Source organism: Micromonospora sp. NPDC049044 (genome assembly GCF_040649215.1).
Taxonomy (GTDB): domain Bacteria; phylum Actinomycetota; class Actinomycetes; order Mycobacteriales; family Micromonosporaceae; genus Micromonospora.
The window spans coordinates 80244-97051 of the sequence record NZ_JBEZFA010000012.1 but is presented as its reverse complement, the minus strand read 5'-3'; the positions used below and the strand labels follow the sequence as shown (position 1 = coordinate 97051).

Genomic DNA, 16808 nt, shown 5'->3' with positions numbered 1-16808 from the left:
GATGAGTTCCCCAACGCCCGACGTCGCTGCCCCGCCGGCCGCCGCGACCCCGCCCGTGCCGGTCACCGGCCGGGCGCTGCCCAACGGCCTGGCCGCCTTCCTTGTCTTCTTCTCCAGTGGTGCCGTGCTGGTGCTGGAGACCGTCGCGCTGCGCCTGGTCGGCCCGTACGTCGGGGTGACGCTCCAGGTGACCAGCTCGGTGATCGGTGTCGCGCTCGCCGCTATCGCCTACGGGGCGTGGACCGGCGGCTGGCTGGCCGACCGGCGTAACCCGCGCGGCCTGCTGGCCCCGGCGTTGGTGCTGGCCGGCATCGCCACCGCCGTCACCCTGCCCGTCGTCCGGTACGCCGGTGAGGTGCTGCGCGGTGGCGCGGCCAGCGGGATCCTGCTGCTGGTGGCGCTTGCCGTGTTCGTACCGGCCGCGCTGTTGGCAGCGGTCACCCCGTTGGTGATGAAGCTCCAGTTGGCCGACCTGCGGCGCACCGGCCAGGTGGTCGGTCGGCTCTCCAGCATCGGCACCCTGGGCGGCATCACCGCCACCCTGCTCACCGGCTTCGTGCTGGTCGCCGCGCTGCGCACCACTGTCATCCTGCTGGCCCTGGCGGTGGCGCTCGGGTTGGTCGGCATCGGTCTGGGTTGGTACCTGCGCCGGCAGGAGCCCGCCGAACTGCCCGGTCCGGCCCGGACCCGGGCCGCGCTGGCCGTCCTCGGCCTGGTCGGCGCCGGCCTCAGCACCGTTGCCCCGAACCCGTGCGACATCGAAACCGCGTACCACTGCGCCCGGGTCACCACCGATCCGGCCCGGCCCACCGGCCGGTCGCTGCTGCTCAACTCGGCCCATCACTCGTACGTGGACCTCGCCGACCCGAAACACCTGGAGTACGCGTACACGAAGTGGATCGGCGCGGTCGCCGACGTCGCCGCGCCGGCCGGTCAACGGCTCGACGCACTACACCTGGGCGGCGGCGGGTTCACCGTGCCGCGTTACCTGACCGCCACCCGGCCGGGCACCGACAACGTGGTGTTCGAGATCGACGGCGGGCTTGTCGAGCTGGGCGAGAAGGAGCTGGGCGTACGGACCGGGCCGGAGCTGCGGGCGGTGGTGGGCGACGCCCGGATGCTCGTCGGCGGCGAGCCGACGGACAGCCGTGACCTGGTGGTCGGTGACGCGTTCGGTCACCTGGTGGTGCCCTGGCACCTGGCCACCCGGGAGATGGTGGCCGAGGTCCGCCGGGTCACCCGCCCCGGCGGGGTGTACGTGCAGAACGTCATCGACTACCCGCCGCTGCGGTTCATCCGCGCCGAGCTGGCCACCGTGGCCGCCGAGTTCCGGTACGTCGCGTTGATCGCGCCGCCGGAGGCGCTCGCCGAGGAGCAGGGCTCCAACTTCCTCATCGTCGGCTCCGACGCGCCGCTGCCGCTGGACGCGGTCCGGACCCGGCTGGGCGAGGTGGATCCCAAGGTCAGCCTGCTGTCCGGCGCGGCGTTGACGGACTTCGTCGGCACGGCCCTGATACTCACCGACGACTACGCCCCGGTGGACCAACTGCTGGCCACCGCCTGAACGGGTGACTGCCCTGACCGATTCCGATCGTTGAGGTGTAGGGCGGTTGATCCTGGGCAACAACGGTCACCATGGGTGGTGGGGACCGAAACGGCGCGCAGCTCCTCGATGAGCGGTACCGACTGATCGAGCAGCTCGGCGCGGGCGGCATGTCGGTGGTGTGGCGCGGCTACGACGAGGTGCTCGGCCGTCAGGTCGCGGTGAAGGTGCTGGCCTCCAGGCTGGCCAGCGACCGGGCGTTCCGCCACCGGATCCGGATCGAGGCGCAGGCCGCCGCCCGGCTCTGCCATCCCAACATCACCAACGTGTACGACTACGGCGAGTCCGAGCAGGTAGGGCTGACCGTGCCGTACGTGGTGATGGAGCTTGTCGACGGCACCTCGCTGGCCAGTCGACTGGGCCGGGAGAGCCAGCTGCCCTGGCGGGAGGCGGTGACGATCGGCGCGGAGGTCAGCTCGGCGCTCACCACCGCGCACGCCCGGGGCGTGGTGCACCGCGACGTGACCCCGGGCAACGTCATGCTCACGTCCACCGGGGTCAAGGTGGTCGACTTCGGCATCTCCGCGCTGGTGGGGGAGAGCGAGAAGGGGCCGGACGGTGCGCTGTTGGGCACCCCCGCGTACCTCGCCCCGGAACGGTTGGACAACGGCCAGGTGTCCCCGGCCACCGACGTGTACGCCGTCGGGCTGCTGCTCTACCGGATGCTCACCGGCCGGCTGCCGTGGCGGGCCACCACGACCACCCAGATGCTGCGCGCACACATGTACAACGAACCGGAGCCGATGCCCACCGTCGCAGGGCTGCCCGACGAGGTGACCGACCTGGTGGGGCGCTGCCTGGCGAAGCGGCCCGCCGACCGACCGGCCACCGCCGAGCTGACCCGGATCCTCGCCGACGCGGCCGGCCTGCTCGCGCCGGTGCCGGTTTCTCCGGCCGGTGGACCGCTGGACCCGGCCCTGCTGGGCAGTGCGCGGACCACCATCCTGCCCTGGTCGGCGGCGACCGACGCGTTGCCGTTGTCGCGTACCCGCAATCGGGACCGGCGAGCCCGGCAGCGGGTGACCCGGCGTCGGCGCGTGGAGGCCGGGGTGGCCGCCGTGGGGCTGATCGCGGTCACCGGGGCCATGTGGGGGTTCACCTCACGTACGCCGGCCAGCGGCGAGGGCCGGCCGACCACCGAGGCGCGGATGGGTCTGCCGACGAAGGTGCCGTGCGAGGTGGCGTACGCGCTGCGCACGGACTCCGGCACCGACTTCGCCGCGGACCTCACGCTCACCAACACCGGTGACCGGGAGTTGCGGGACTGGGCGATGAGCTTCAGCTTCCCGGGTCAGCAGACGGTGACGAAGTCGGAACCCGCGCCGGTGTACCAGCAGGGCAGCACAGTGGTGATCCGGCCGGTGGCGCAGGGCACCGTGCTGGCACCCGGTGCCGTCGAGAAGCTCACCCTCAGCGGGACGTACAGCGGGGCGAACCCGCTGCCTGTGGAGTTCCGGCTCGGCGAGGCGACCTGCGGGGTGCGGGTCTCCGGGGTCGCCGGCAGCACGCCGGCCGCGGCCCCGCCGAGCACGGCGGCGGCCACCACGACGAAGACCCCGCCGAAGAAGGCGACAGCACCCGGCGGCTCCGGCGGTGGCGCACCGAAGGCTAAGCCCCCGAAGCCGCCGAAGGGCCCCGCGAAGCCCGGCCAGGCCAAGGGGCCGGGTGGTCCGGGAAAAGGGTGACGGCCCCCGCGGCGCGCCACGGTGGGCCGAGGAGATGACTGTCAGCGTCGTCCCGCGAACCGTTGCACCTGGTTGATGCCACCCTCCACCACCAGCAGCCCACCCTCGGCCAGCGCGGTGTCGTCCGAGGCGTACCGGAACCGCTCGCCGGGCACCTTCGCCCCGATCACCCGGACCCCCTCCCGCTCGTCTGGGCGCAGGTCGCGCAGGGTGCGGCCGACGAACGACTCCGGCACCCGGACGGTGGCGATCGCGAAGTCGTCGTCGAACTCGATGAAGTCGAGCAGCCGGCTGACGATCAGGTGCGCCACCCGGTCGCCGGCCTCCGCCTCGGGAAAGATCACGTGGTGCGCCCCCACCGACGACAGGATCTTGGCGTGTTTCTGCGAGGTGGCCCGGGCCCAGATCTGCGGCACCCCCAGCTCGACCAACGCCAGCACGGTGAGGACGCTCGCCTCCACCGACGCTCCGATGGCCACCACCGCCCGCCCGAAGCCGGTGATCCCGAGTTGCCGTAACGACCCCTCCTCGGTCGCGTCGGCCTGGACCACCCGGTCGAGCTGGGCCGAGAAGCGCTGCACCTGATCCGGGTTGCGGTCGATGGCCAACACCTCGCGGTCCATCCGGGTGAGAGCATCGGCCAGGTGGCAGCCGAACCGGCCCAGTCCGATCACCACGACGCCGCTGCCGTCCGATCGTTTCGCCGACACCTCGGCCCTCCTTCTCGTCAGCCGACAATTGGTTGTTCCTGCGGGTAGCGGTAGAGCCGGTGTCGGGTGTTCAGGGCGATCGCCGACCCGAGGGTGAGCGGTCCGACCCGGCCGATGAACATCAGCACCGTCAGCACCACCTGGCCGCTGGCCGGCAGTTCGCCGGCCAGACCGATGGTCAGCCCGGTGGTGCTGAACGCGGATGTCACCTCGAACAGGACCGCGACGAACCGGACGCCCTCGGTGAGCAGCAGCAGGAGCATCGTCCCGGCGGTGACCAGCGCGACGCTGAGCAGCGCCACGGTGACGGCCTGCCGCTGGCTGGCGGTGGCCACCCGGCGGTGCCCGACCGTCACGTCGGGCTCGCCGCGCAGTTCGGCCCAGATGGTGAACCCCAGCAGGAAGAACGTGGACACCTTGATCCCACCGGCCGTGCTGGCGCTGCCGCCGCCGATGAACATCAACACGATCAACAGCGGGTAGCTCTCCTCCTGCAGGTCGGCGACGTTCAGGACGCTGAAGCCACCGGTACGGCTCAACGCGATCTGGGTGAACGACGCGAGCATTTTGCCGCCCGGGTCGTACGAGCCGATGGTGCTGACGTTCGTCCACTCGGCGGCGAGCAGGCCGACGAAGCCGAGCAGCAGCAGGGCGACGCTGCCCCAGATGGTCAGCTTGGTGGCCACCGTCCACCCCGTCGGCCGGCGCCACTCCCGCACGGCCTCGAACAGGGCGGGAAACCCCAGTCCGCCGACGATGGCACCGAACGCCAGCGGCAGCGACACCCACGGGTCGCGGTCGAAGGCGAGCAACCCGTCCGTGTAGAGCGCGAAACCGCCGTTGTTGAACGCCTGGATGGCATGGAACACGCCCGACCAGAGCGCCCGGCCGGGTGGGTAGTCGTACGCCCACCAGAGCCGGCCGGCGACAATCGCGGTCATCACCGCCTCGCAGGCGAAGACGGTGATGGCGATCCGGCGTAGCAGCCGGGCCACGTCACCGACACCGAACTCCGCCGTCTCGGCCTGCACCAGCAGCCGGTTGCGCAGCCCCAGCTGACGCGAGACCACGAGGATGACGAGCGCCGCGACGCTGAGGATGCCGAGACCGCCGAGCTGGGTGAGCAGGGTGATCACCAGCAGGCCCCAGCCGGACCAGTAGTTGGGGGTGTCGGTGACGGCCATGCCGGTGACCGACACGGCCGAGGTGGCGGTGAAGAGCGCCGCGACCAGCGGTGGGCGCTGGTACTCCACGGTCGACCAGCGGGTCATCAGCAGCCCGGTACCCAGCAGGATCGGCACCAGGAAGGCGAACGGCACCAGCCGCACGGGGTTGCGGAAGAACCGGCGCACCAGACAATCTTCCTTTTCCGCCCGTCTGTGGGAGTGGGAACGCGCATTCCGGAGATTCACCTGCCGGCCAGCCATCGACCAACTCCCGTTCAACCCGGGGCGGTCCGCTGAAGCGGCTTTCCCCCGACGACAGGAGACGGCGATGCGGAGCTGACCCGCTCCGAGTCGACCCACCGGGCCGATCACGCCCGGCCCACACGCTGGCCCGGCGTCCGTCACCCCGGACGCCGGGCCAGCGGCGTCTGCGACGCTGGGGCCGGACCGCCCCCCTCCCCACGGGACCACCCGCAAGATCGTGCTGGATCAAGGAAGTAGTGGCCTCGCCGCGCCCCGGAGGCCACTACATCCACGATCGAGCACGATCTCGACGGGGCGAAGCGCGGCTCGAGGCAGCACCATCAGGGAAGTTGCGACGATCTTCGCCTGCTCGACCCGCGAGGGGCGGCGGGCCGGCGGCGGTGCCCGCAGCCGGCGGACCACGACGGCCTGCGGCTGCTGGTGGTGGATAGCTCAGGGCGACACACCCGTCGATCCACCCGCGGCGCTTGCGGCCATCGGGAGGCCGGGGCAGAGGATGGTAGTGCGGTCCGCTGTAACCCCGGGCCACCCTCTTCCGGTTACTTGTGTGTTTCGGCCACATAGCCCGTGGGTGACGTCACTTCTAGCGTGAGCCGACAACACAGCATCCTGTCCTCACCTGGAGTCGCGATGACGGTCCGGCACACGCGGCGGGCGTTCCTCTCCGCCGCCACGATGATGGCTGCGGCGTTGGCCGCCACGGCCTGTGGTAGCCCGCAGGACACCGCCACCGGCGGCGGCGACAAGGCCGCGCCGGTCAAGGTCGGCCTGGTGTACTCCCAGTCGGGAGCCCTGGCCAGCTACGGAAAGCAGTACATCGAAGGGTTCAAGGCGGGGTTGGACTTCGCCACCCAGGGCACCGGCAAGGTCGGTGACCGGAAGATCGAGCTGACCGAGGTCGACGACGCGGGTGACCCGGCCAAGGCGGTCTCCGCCGCGAAGGACCTGATCGGCAAGGGCACGAAGATCATCGCCGGTTCCACCGCTTCCGGGGTGGCGCTCCAGGTCGCGCCGATCGCGGCGCAGAACAAGGTCCTGTTCATCAGCGGACCCGCTGCTACCGACGCGGTGACCGGCGCGAACAAGTACACGTTCCGCTCCGGCCGGCAGTCCTACCAGGACGTGGTGACCGCCAAGTCGTTCATCGGCGACCCGGCCGGCAAGAAGGTGGTGGTCTTCGCCCAGGACGGCGCGTTCGGCGACGCCAACGAGGCCGCCGTCAAAGCCGTCATCGGTGGAGCTGGCGCGACGGTGAGCAGCGTCCGGGCCCCGGCCAGCGCCACCGAGTTCACCCCGTTCGCCAGCCAGATCAAGGCGGCCAAGCCGGACCTGCTCTTCGTGGCGTGGGCGGGCACCACCGCCCCGGCCATGTGGCAGAGCCTCGACCAGCAGGGCGTGCTCTCGTCGACCACCGTCGTCACGGGCCTGGACATCCGTTCGTCCTGGCCGACCTTCGGTGCCGCCGGCACGAAGATCTCCTTCCTGTCGCACTACTTCGACGGTGCGTCCGACACCGAGGCCAGCAAGGCGCTGAAGGCCAAGGTCAGCACCATCGACCTGTTCCACCCGGACGGCTTCGCCGCCGCCCAGATGGTGGTCCGCGCGGTGCAGGAGGGTGGGGACGACGTCGACAAGATGGTCACCGCACTGGAGGGCTGGAGCTTCGACGGGGTCAAGGGCAAGATGACCATCCGGGCCGCCGACCACGCACTGCTCCAGCCGATGTTCCAGGCAAAGCTGACCGGCAGCGGCACCGCGTTCACGGCGACCGCACAGAAGAGCCTCACCGGTGACGAGTCGGCGCCACCGGCCGTGGCGATGAAGGGCTGACCGATGCTCGCCACCCGCGGTCTGACCTGGCGGATCGGTGAGGTCGCCATCGTCGACAGCGTCTACCTCGACCTCGCGCCCGGGGAGTTCCTGGGCGTGATCGGACCGAACGGCGCCGGCAAGACCTCACTGTTCAACCTGATCACCGGCCTGCGTCGGGCCACGGAGGGCCGGGTCGTCCTGGACGGGCAGGACATCGGGGCGCTTCCGCCGCATCGGCGGGCCCGCCTCGGGCTGGGCCGTACCTTCCAGGCTTCCTCGGTCTTCGGCTCGCTCAGCGTGCGGGAGAACGTCCGGCTCGCCGTGCAGGCGCACCGCGGGGGCTCGATGGCACTGTGGCGGCGGGCGGCGGCCGACCGGCAGGTCGCCGCCGCCGCCGACGCGGCGCTCGACCGGGTCGGCCTCGCCCACCGGGGTACGGCACTCGCCGGCACCCTGGCCCACGGGGAGAAGCGCAAGTTGGAGATCGCGCTGCTGCTCGCCGGTGAACCGCGGGTGATGCTGCTCGACGAGCCGATGGCCGGGGTCAGCGCCGAGGACGTGCCCGAACTGGTGGCCGTCATCAAGTCGTTGACCGGCGACAGCGGCCGGGCGGTGCTGATGGTCGAACACCACATGGACGTCATCCTGGAGCTGGCCGACCGGATCGCCGTCATGCACCACGGCGCGCTGCTGGCCTGCGACACCCCGGAGACGGTGATGGCGAACCCCACTGTGCAAGAGGCCTACCTGGGGGAGTCGCTCTGATGGAACCGATCCTCAGTGTGGAGGACCTGTCGGTCCGGATCTCCGGGCTGCACATCCTGCAAGGGGTGTCCTTCACCGTCGCGCCGACCGGCGTGACAGTCCTGCTCGGGCGCAACGGCGTCGGCAAGACCACCACGCTGCGCGCGATCGTCGGCCTCACCCCGCCCGCCGGCGAGGTCCGCGGCAGCATCCGGATGGGCGCGCAGAGCCTGCTGGCCCGGCCCACGCACCGGCTGGTCCGCGGTGGGCTCGGCTACGTGCCGGAGGACCGCTGCGTGTTCGCCGGCCTCACCGTCGCCGAGAACCTGCGGCTCGCCGAGCGGCGCGGCACCACCCCGGCGTACGACAAGGTTTTCGCGCTCTTCCCAGAGCTGGACCGGCGCGGACGGCAACGGGCCGGCTCGCTCTCCGGCGGGCAGCAGCAGATGCTCGCGATCGGCCGGGTGCTGCTCAACGACAACCGGCTGCTGCTGATCGACGAGCCGACCAAGGGGTTGGCGCCGAAGGTGGTGACCGAGGTGGCCGAGGTGCTGGAACGGGTCGCGGAGTCGGTGCCGGTGCTGCTCGTCGAGCAGAACCTGGCAGTGGTCCGCCGACTGGCCCGCGACGCTGTGGTGCTGGCCGCCGGCAAGGTGGCCTGGACCGGCGACGCCCACGAGCTGTTGTTGGAGACGGCGCTCACCAAGTCGCTGCTCGGTGTCGGCTCGGCGGAGGTGAACCACTGATGGGCACCGTGATCCTGTTGACGTTGACCGGGCTGGGCCTGGCGGCGCTGTACTTCCTCGTCGCGTCCGGCCTGTCCCTGGTCTTCGGCCTGGCCGACGTGCTCAACTTCGCGCACGGGCTGTTCCTCGGCGTCGGCGCGTACGGCACCTGGTGGGCGGCGGGCAACCTGCCGGGCGCGGGCTCCGACGGGTTCGGTTTCGTGCTCGCTGTCGCCTTCGGAGTGGCCGCCGGCACGCTTGTCGCGATCCTGGTCGAGCTGGTGCTGATCCGTCCGCTCTACTCCCGCACCATCGAGCAGGTGCTCGTCACCGTCGGCCTGTCCCTGGCCGGCGTGGCGTTGTTGCAGGCCACCTGGGGCGCGGACGCTCGGCCGTTCCCGCGTCCGGAGTGGACCCGGCAGGTGACCGGGATCCTCGGGGCGCAGGTGCCGAACGGGGGACTGCTGCTGATCGTCGCGGCGGTGCTGGTGCTCGGCGCGATCCTGGCGTTCCTGCGCTGGACCCGGTACGGCCTGGTGATCCGGGCCGGGGTGGAGAACCGGGAGATGGTGACAGCGCTCGGCATCGACGTGCGCAAGGCGTTCACGTTGGTCTTCGCGATCGGTGGGGCCGCTGCGGCGCTCGCCGGGGCGCTCGGCGGGGTCTACTTCGGCACCGTCTCGCCCGGTCAGGGCAGCTCACTGCTGATCTTCGCGTTCATCGTGGTGGTGATCGGTGGGATGGGTTCGGTGGTCGGCTCCGCGTACGCGGCGGTCGTGGTCGGGCTGGTGCAGCAGTTCGTCAACTACTACGGCACGTCCGGGCTGGGCGACATCTGCGTGGTCGGGCTGCTGGCCGTGGTGCTGCTGCTGCGCCCGCAGGGCATCGCCGGAAAGGTGGCAACGGCATGACGGTGATCGACGCTCCTCCCGCGCAGGTGCCCGACGAGCTGACCCCGCAGCGCGGGCGGTGGCACCGGGTACGCCCGTTCCTGCCGCTTGTCGCGCTCGTCGTGCTGGCGATCCTGCCGTACTCGACGGTCTCCCTGCCGGGGATCTTCGAGGGGCCGGTCAACTCGCCGGGCACCCTGCAACTGCTCGCCATCTGCCTGATCTTCGGCGGCCTGGCCGCCGGGTACGACCTGCTCTTCGGCCGGACCGGGATGCTCTCCTTCGGGCACGCCCTGTACTTCGCCGCCGGGGTCTACGGCACCGACATCCTGATCACCCGGGCCGGTCTGCCGCTGTGGCAGGCAGCCCTGTTGACCGTCACCGGCGGCACGATCCTCGCGGCGCTGCTCGGCGCTGTGGCGCTGCGGACCGTGGGCATCGCGTTCGCCATGGTGACCCTCGCTTTCGCGCAGGTCGGGGCGATCCTGGTGGCCCGGGACTTCGGCGGGCTCACCGGTGGCGAGGAGGGCCTGCCGCTTGACGTGTCCGGGCTGCCCGCCGGGCTGGTCGGGGTGACCAACACCGTCAACCTGTACTGGCTGGCGCTGGCGTACCTGACCGTGGTGGTCTTCGTGGTGCACCGGGTCAGCGGGTCGCCGACCGGGCGGGTGCTCGCCGGGCTGCGCGACGACGAGCGGCGGATCGGCGTGCTCGGGCTGGACCCGTACCGCTACAAGCTTGTGGCGTTCACCCTGGCCGGCGGGCTGGCCTCGGCCGGTGGGGTGGTCTACGTCCTGATCGTCGGCGGTGCGTCGCCGCACATCACGTCCTCCGAGCTGACCCTGTCGCTGCTGGTCATGGTGGTGCTCGGCGGCCCAGGCACCCGCTGGGGGCCGGTGCTCGGCGGCGTCCTCTACATGTACCTGGACCACCGGCTCACCGCTTTCGGCACGAGCGACGCGGTGGACAACCTGCCGGCCGTCCTCAGCCACCCGCTGAGCCAGCCCCTCTTCGTCCTGGGCACGGTGTTCATCCTGGCCGTCTACTTCTTCCCCGGAGGCCTGACAAGCCTCGCCCCCCGCCTAACCGCTCTAACCCGATCCCTCCGCCCCCGCCCCCCACGCTGACCCCCCGGGGGTTGACCCCGTCGATCATGAAGTTATTGCCACGACACGCCGTGGCGGATGGCGATAACTTCATGATCGACGGGGTTCTGTGGATGGGGAGACAGGCAGATGGGGCAGCGGGTTGCGGTTGTCAGTGGGGGTGGGACCGGGATTGGGGCGGCCGTTGCGGGGGCGCTCGCCCGGGACGGGTACGACGTGCTGATCGTCGGGCGGCGGGTGGACGTGTTGACGGCCGCCGCAGAACGGATCTCCGCCGACTGCGGGCGACCGGACGCGGCCAACGCGGTGACCGCCGACCTGACCGACCCGGAGCAGGTCGACGCGGTCCTCTCAGCGGTCGGTGACCGGCCGGTCGACGTGGTCGTCAACAACGCCGGCGGCTACCTGGGTGGGGACACCGGCGCCCTGGCCGGGACCGCCGCGCACTGGCGGGCCAACCTGGACGCCAACGTGCTCACCGCCGTCCTGCTGACCGAGGCGTTGCGGCCGGCACTGCGTCGCCCCGGCGGGCGGGTGATCCTGGTCAGCTCGATCGCCGCCCAGCGCGGCGGCGGCGGGCCGTACTCGGCGGCGAAGGCGGCCCTGCACGGCTGGGCGTACGACCTGGCGGCTCAGCTCGGCCCGGAGCAGATCACTGTCAACGTGGTGAGCCCTGGCTACGTTGCCGAGACCGAGTTCTTCGGCGACCGGATGACCGCCGAGGGGCACGCGCAGCGGGTCGCGGCGACCCTGGTCGGGCGGGCCGGGGTACCCGACGACATCGCCGAGGCGGTCCGTTATCTCGCCAGCCCCGCCGCCGGTTACGTGACGGGCCAGGTCCTCGGCGTCAACGGAGGCTCGGTCCTCGGCCGCTGACCATCCACACGCCGATGAACGACGCAAGGGCGGCGGCCCCCCGTGTGGCCGCCGCCCTCCTACGTCGTGGGTCAGCCGTTCAACAACTCGTACGCCTCCTTCGGCCACCCTCGCCGGCGGGCTGGCCTCGGCCGGTGGGGTGGTCTACGTCCTGATCGTCGGCGGTGCGTCGCCGCACATCACGTCCTCCGAGCTGACCCTGTCGCTGCTGGTCATGGTGGTGCTCGGCGGCCCAGGCACCCGCTGGGGGCCGGTGCTCGGCGGCGTCCTCTACATGTACCTGGACCACCGGCTCACCGCTTTCGGCACGAGCGACGCGGTAGACAACCTGCCGGCCGTCCTCAGCCACCCGCTGAGCCAGCCCCTCTTCGTCCTGGGCACGGTGTTCATCCTGGCCGTCTACTTCTTCCCCGGAGGCCTGACAAGCCTCGCCCCCCGCCTATCCCACCTAACCAAAACCCTCCGCCCCCCACGCTGACCGCGTAGACAGGGCTTCGAGGGGAGGCTCGGGAGGTGGATTCGCAGGTCTCGGTGCGGCCCCTCTTCCGATCGATTCACCGCCTATGCCGCGCTGTGTGCGCCTGCACCCAGCGCGGCATGGTCCGCAGAGCGCCCGTCAGAGCTTCACGATGGCGAACAATGGATCATCAAGGCACGAGCCGGGATATGCGCTCAAGAAACCAACGAACAGGCAGTTTTCGGTGGCCTTGTTCTCCAGATTGAACACTTCGATGCCGTTTGACAGCTTGCCCCTCCCCCAAAGCTTCCAACGTTGGTTGGCCTTCCCATTGCAGGTGTACAGCTTCACGACGCCCTGACCGATGTACTCGTCGAGACAGATGTTGCTGTACCGCAGGTTCCGAAGCTCAACGGTCCATCGGCCTGCGCTGTCGATCTCGCGGACTACAAGGTTCCACCGCTGGCCGCTGTAGCCGCCGTAGGCGCCGTCGGCCCATACGGTGTCCCCGATGCCCGTTGATCCAACGATCTGCGCCGCTGCCACTGCCTCGCCCCACTGTGCGCCGGCTGGGTCGATGCGTACCTCCATGACCGTGCCAATTCCTGCCGCGGTTGCGGGACTGGAGGGAACCACCGCCACAAGCGGCAACAGCAGGGCCGACACGGCCGCGATTCTTAGAAAACGACGAAGCATCGTCTCTCCTTTCGTTGACTCTATTGGATTAGTCGGGCCGGTCGACAATGGGCGGTTGCGAAAGAGGTGACCTCTGTTCCGCAGACGCATCGGCCCCTTCCCGTGCTCCCTGGGCGGTAACTCTAGCTAGGAAGACTAGCTATGTCTACCTAGATAGAGTTATAAAACTTAGATGATCTTCTTTGTGGGGCGGGTAGGGTGCGTCGGCTACTTTTCCGGCAATCCGACAGTGGTCGGACGGTGCGCATCCCGCCCGATTGTGCCTGTCGGCGCCAGCGGTCGCCCTGCTTGCCGAGCTGCGCTAGCTAACTAGACTGTGTTCATGGCAACCGGCACTCCCCGCATGACCCCGCAGACGTTAAAAGTTCTTCGGCTCCTGCTGGCGACCCCGACGGCGCCTCGGTACGGTCGCGACGTCGCCCGCGAGACGGGCCTCAAGACGGGGACCCTGCATCCGATCTTGGCGCGGCTAGAGGCGGTGGGTTGGGTCGAAAGCTTCTGGGAGGACCCAGCCGAGCACGAGGACCAGGGACGGCCCCGCCGCCGGTATTACCGGCTCACCAGTGATGGCGCGACTGTCGCTCGTTCGGCAGTCGCAAGGCAAGGCGAGAGTCAACGCGGCACGCCGCCGGCCTATCTGCATCCGCGGCCTGGTTACCAGGGTTAGGAGGCACGCAAAGGTGAGCGCTTCGGCTGGTTTCGTCGTCCGACGGGTCGGCTTCATGATCAGAGTTTCCGTCGATGCTTTCGCCATCGTCGGCGCCACTCTAGGCTTCTGTGCTGTTGCAGCGGCCGCAAGCCCTCTCCACCTGCTCAGTGCAGTCTGTGTGACCAGCGGAAGCTTGGCCTTCCTCGAGATCACTGAACGACTTCGCGTGATCGCCGCCAATTCGGTGACCGTCGGCCGCCCTGATACCGGGCTGTCTCCCGCCGCCGGGCGGCGAATCGAGCAATGGCTTGTCTACGCGGGCGCACTGTTGCCGGCAGAGGCCCGTGACCGCTACATCGAGGAGTGGTGGGGCGGGATCTATGAGGTCCTGGTGAGCCGTCAGGCATCCCGGTCCAACCAAGCCGGCGAGATCTTCCAGTGCCTGCGGGCCGCCTTGACGCTGGCGCTCGTTTTGCGTCTCCGTCGATACCGCGCGAGTGATAAGTAACTGGCGACAGCAGCGCTACGATCACCATCGATGGACGTAGTCAGGCGATTACCCCGCGCGCCCAGGTTCATCGCCGGCCAGGTCCTCGGCGTCAACGGAGGCTCGGTCCTCGGCCGCTGACCATCCACACGCCGATGAACGACGCAAGGGCGGCGGCCCCCCGTGTGGCCGCCGCCCTCCTGCGTCGTGGGTCAGCCGTTCAACAGCTCGTACACCGTCTTCGGCGCGTTCGTCGCGGCGGCGCCGGTCGGCACGCTGATCGTCGGCGCGCTGCCGTAGTCGGCGTAGTTGACGACGTAGTCGTACGCCTTCGCCTTGCCGGCGGCCGGCATCTTCAACGTCAGCGAGGCCAGGTGCTTGTCCGCGCCGACGACCGCGGTGAACGGCACCTTCTTGGCTGCCTCCCCGAGGGCCGCCGCCTCACCCTCCTCCAGCGCCTCCGCCGCCTCCCCGGCGCTCACGTCGATGAACCCGACGTACTGACCGGGGATCTTCTCCTCCACCGAGGTGGCCGCCTGGATCAGCGGACCGGCGTTGCCCTGGTCCGCGCCGTCGTAGGTCGGGATGCCCGCGGCATCGGTCAGCTTCGTGGGGTCCAACTTCATCCACTTGTCGGGGAGCTTCGGCAGACCGGGACGGCCGCTGAACTTCGCCTTCACCCAGTTCTGCTCGTCGATCACCAGGAACGACATCTTCACCACGACGCCGTCGTTGGGCGGCATGTCCAGGTTGAGTTCGACTGCCTTCGCCGTTGGGTCGATCCGACCGTCGATCGTGCTCGTCGCGTCCTTGCCGCTGAACCGGAACGCCCCCTCGGAGCCGTCCGGTACGGCGTCCAGGAGCGCGTCCTTCGGACTGACGCTCGGGCTGGCGGCCGGGCTGTCCTGCGGCGCCGCGGCGGGCTCGTCCTTCGACCCGCAACCCGCGAGCAGGCTGGTCGTGGCCAGCAGGGCCGCGATCACGCCGGCCGTACGTCGGGTGGTGCTCGCGCTGCCCGTTGCCTGTGTCATCGCATTTCTCTTTCTCGCTGTGTGGCTGGTGCCGGTGACCATGTTGTCGGCGGGCACGGCGGTTCGGCTGCCGATATGCTGCCGTCCGGCTGCCGGGCACTGCCGTCCGGCGCTGCCGCAGGTGTCAGGAGCGGGAATTCGCATGTCAGCAACGCTGCGTTTCGAGATCCTCGGGCCTCAGCGGGCCTGGTACGGCGACCGCGAGATCGACATTGGTCCCGGCAAACAGCGTGCTGTGCTTACGGTGCTGCTGCTCTCGGCGGGCCGACCGGTGTCCACCGGGCAGATCGTCGAGGCGGTCTGGCCGGAGGATCCGCCCGCGAACGGCCCCAACGTGGTGCAGAAGTACGTAGCCGGGTTGCGCCGGGTGCTGGAGCCGGACCGGTCGCCGCGTACGCCGGGGCAGGTGTTGAGCCTCACCGATGCCGGCTACCTGCTCCGCGTCGATCCGGACGCGCTCGACGCGGTCCGCTTCCAACGGGGCATCCACCGCGCCCGGCAGCGGCGGGCCGAGGGTCGGGCCGCCGAGGCGCTTACCGAGCTGGCCACCGCCCTGGCGCTCTGGCAGGGCGAGCCGTTCACCGGCTTCACCGGGCCGTTCCTGGAGGCCGCCCGGCAACGGTTGGTCGAGCTGCGGGCCGTGGCGTTGGAGACCCGGGCCGATCTGATGCTGGACCTCGGCCGGCACCGGGAGATGGTCGGGGAGCTTGTGGAGTTGGTGGCCGAGTTCCCGGTCCGGGAACGGCTACGGCACCAGCTCATGCTGGCGCTCTACCGCAGTGGGCGGCAGGCGGAGGCGCTCGCGGCCTACCGGGAGTTCGGTGACCTGCTCCGGGAGGAGTACGGCATCGGCCCGGGCGAGGTGCTTCAGGAGCTGCACCGGCGCATCCTCTGCTCCGACCCGACGCTCGCTCTGGCAGAGCCGACCGAGCCGCAACCGCCCCACCCCACACCGGCCCCCAACCCTCGCGTACCGCCCGCCCCGACAGGTCCGCCCGCGCCGACAGGCCCGCCCGCCCCGACAGGCCCGCCCGCGCCGCCCGCGCCGACAGGCCCGCCCGCCCCGACAGGTCCGCCCGCGCCGCCTACGCCGATCGGGCCGATTGGCGTGGCGGCCACCCCGCAGCCCGTCCCGTTCCCGGTCTGGGGCACGCCCCCGGACCGGCATTCGGCGCGGGACATCCGGGCGCACGCAGTGCCGCGCTGGCTGAGCATCAGCGCGACTGTCGTCGGCACGCTTACCGCGATGCTCTCGTTCGGTCTGCTCACCTGGCTGGTGGTGCTGCTCTACGCCAGTTGGCGACGGAGTTGGCGCACCGGGCTGGCCGCAGTGGGTTACCTGTCGCTGTCTGTCGCGTTCATCGCGGTGCTCGGTAGCGGCGACACGGAGGAGGTGACGGACGCCGAAGGTGTCCTGATCGTGGCCTGGCTGCTCGGCTGGCTGCTCGGCGTGCTGCACACGATCCTGCTCAACGGCGCGATCTGGTCGGCCCTCACCCACCGGACCGCTGGCACGTCCGAGACGACCGTCGACGACCGTCGGGTTCGTCGTGAACAGGCCCGCTACCTGCTCTATCACTACCCGGCGGCGCGGCATGAGTTGCACATCGGCCGGCCCGACCTGCCCCGCACCTTCGATGACGGTGGCCTGGTGGATGTCAACGCGGTCCAGGAGCGGACGATCGCCGAGCTGCCCGGGATCACCGCCGGGCAGGCACGCCAGGTGGTGATGGACCGGTGGCTCCGTGGGCCGTTCGGCTCGATGGAGGACCTGGCCGCCCGGTGCCTCCTCCCGCCGGTGCTCACTGATGCCCTGCGCGAGCGGCTCATCTTCCTACCCCCACCGGCCGTGCCCGCCCCACCCGCAGCCGCACCCGGCCGGGTCGAGTGAGGCAATCGGCACCGAC

15 protein-coding genes and 1 pseudogene are annotated in these 16808 nt (G+C 70.4%); 12 read left to right on the top strand and 4 right to left on the bottom strand.

The window, feature by feature from the left end:
* The first annotated feature begins 1 nt into the window (after position 1).
* On the top strand, positions 2-1564 hold the full coding sequence (locus AB0B85_RS12855; protein WP_357406618.1) for a fused MFS/spermidine synthase: 1563 nt from the start codon (positions 2-4) through the stop codon (positions 1562-1564).
* A 71-nt stretch (positions 1565-1635) separates the two neighbouring features.
* Positions 1636-3288, top strand: coding sequence for a serine/threonine-protein kinase (locus AB0B85_RS12850; protein WP_357406616.1), 1653 nt, complete (start codon positions 1636-1638; stop codon positions 3286-3288).
* Between the two features lie 41 nt (positions 3289-3329).
* Here AB0B85_RS12850 and AB0B85_RS12845 read toward each other — a convergent pair whose 3' ends face one another.
* Positions 3330-3998: a TrkA family potassium uptake protein gene (locus AB0B85_RS12845; protein ID WP_357406614.1), complete on the bottom strand. Its 669-nt coding sequence runs from the start codon at positions 3996-3998 to the stop codon at positions 3330-3332.
* Between the two features lie 17 nt (positions 3999-4015).
* On the bottom strand, positions 4016-5350 hold the full coding sequence (locus AB0B85_RS12840; protein ID WP_357406612.1) for a potassium transporter TrkG: 1335 nt from the start codon (positions 5348-5350) through the stop codon (positions 4016-4018).
* Between the two features lie 708 nt (positions 5351-6058).
* On the opposite strand from AB0B85_RS12840, the gene AB0B85_RS12835 reads away from it, so the two are divergent.
* The 7 genes and pseudogenes from AB0B85_RS12835 to AB0B85_RS12805 all read left to right on the top strand — a co-directional run.
* Positions 6059-7258 carry a substrate-binding domain-containing protein gene (locus AB0B85_RS12835; protein WP_357406610.1) on the top strand — a complete coding sequence of 400 codons (1200 nt, stop codon included), beginning with the start codon at positions 6059-6061 and terminating at the stop codon, positions 7256-7258.
* A 3-nt stretch (positions 7259-7261) separates the two neighbouring features.
* Positions 7262-8005 carry an ABC transporter ATP-binding protein gene (locus AB0B85_RS12830; RefSeq protein WP_357406608.1) on the top strand — a complete coding sequence of 248 codons (744 nt, stop codon included), beginning with the start codon at positions 7262-7264 and terminating at the stop codon, positions 8003-8005.
* Positions 8005-8730 (top strand): ABC transporter ATP-binding protein, encoded by a 726-nt coding sequence (locus AB0B85_RS12825; RefSeq protein WP_357406606.1) that lies wholly within the window; start codon positions 8005-8007, stop codon positions 8728-8730. Before AB0B85_RS12830 ends, AB0B85_RS12825 begins: the two co-directional genes overlap by 1 nt.
* Positions 8730-9620 (top strand): branched-chain amino acid ABC transporter permease, encoded by an 891-nt coding sequence (locus AB0B85_RS12820; protein ID WP_357406604.1) that lies wholly within the window; start codon positions 8730-8732, stop codon positions 9618-9620. The genes AB0B85_RS12825 and AB0B85_RS12820 overlap by 1 nt, the downstream gene beginning before the upstream one ends.
* Complete coding sequence (locus AB0B85_RS12815; protein ID WP_357406602.1) at positions 9617-10726, top strand: branched-chain amino acid ABC transporter permease; 1110 nt, start codon at positions 9617-9619, stop codon at positions 10724-10726. The genes AB0B85_RS12820 and AB0B85_RS12815 overlap by 4 nt, the downstream gene beginning before the upstream one ends.
* Before the next feature lie 108 nt (positions 10727-10834).
* Entirely contained in the window at positions 10835-11581 is a 747-nt protein-coding gene (locus AB0B85_RS12810) for an SDR family NAD(P)-dependent oxidoreductase (RefSeq protein ID WP_357406600.1), read from the top strand.
* Between the two features lie 106 nt (positions 11582-11687).
* Positions 11688-12059, top strand: a pseudogene (locus tag AB0B85_RS12805) (branched-chain amino acid ABC transporter permease); the annotation flags it as partial.
* Between the two features lie 138 nt (positions 12060-12197).
* Here the strand turns inward: AB0B85_RS12805 and AB0B85_RS12800 are convergent.
* On the bottom strand, positions 12198-12704 hold the full coding sequence (locus AB0B85_RS12800; RefSeq protein WP_357406598.1) for an RICIN domain-containing protein: 507 nt from the start codon (positions 12702-12704) through the stop codon (positions 12198-12200).
* A 352-nt stretch (positions 12705-13056) separates the two neighbouring features.
* On the opposite strand from AB0B85_RS12800, the gene AB0B85_RS12795 reads away from it, so the two are divergent.
* Together AB0B85_RS12795 and AB0B85_RS12790 are read left to right on the top strand one after the other, a co-directional pair.
* A complete protein-coding gene (locus AB0B85_RS12795; protein ID WP_357406596.1) occupies positions 13057-13401 on the top strand; it encodes a helix-turn-helix transcriptional regulator in 345 nt (114 codons plus the stop codon).
* A 13-nt stretch (positions 13402-13414) separates the two neighbouring features.
* Positions 13415-13891, top strand: coding sequence for a hypothetical protein (locus tag AB0B85_RS12790; protein WP_357406594.1), 477 nt, complete (start codon positions 13415-13417; stop codon positions 13889-13891).
* A 191-nt stretch (positions 13892-14082) separates the two neighbouring features.
* Here AB0B85_RS12790 and AB0B85_RS12785 read toward each other — a convergent pair whose 3' ends face one another.
* On the bottom strand, positions 14083-14901 hold the full coding sequence (locus tag AB0B85_RS12785; protein ID WP_357406592.1) for a hypothetical protein: 819 nt from the start codon (positions 14899-14901) through the stop codon (positions 14083-14085).
* Positions 14902-15043: 142 nt separating this feature from the next.
* Here AB0B85_RS12785 and AB0B85_RS12780 point away from each other — a divergent pair, with 142 nt between their 5' ends.
* Positions 15044-16792, top strand: coding sequence for a BTAD domain-containing putative transcriptional regulator (locus AB0B85_RS12780; protein ID WP_357406590.1), 1749 nt, complete (start codon positions 15044-15046; stop codon positions 16790-16792).
* Positions 16793-16808: the final 16 nt, after the last annotated feature.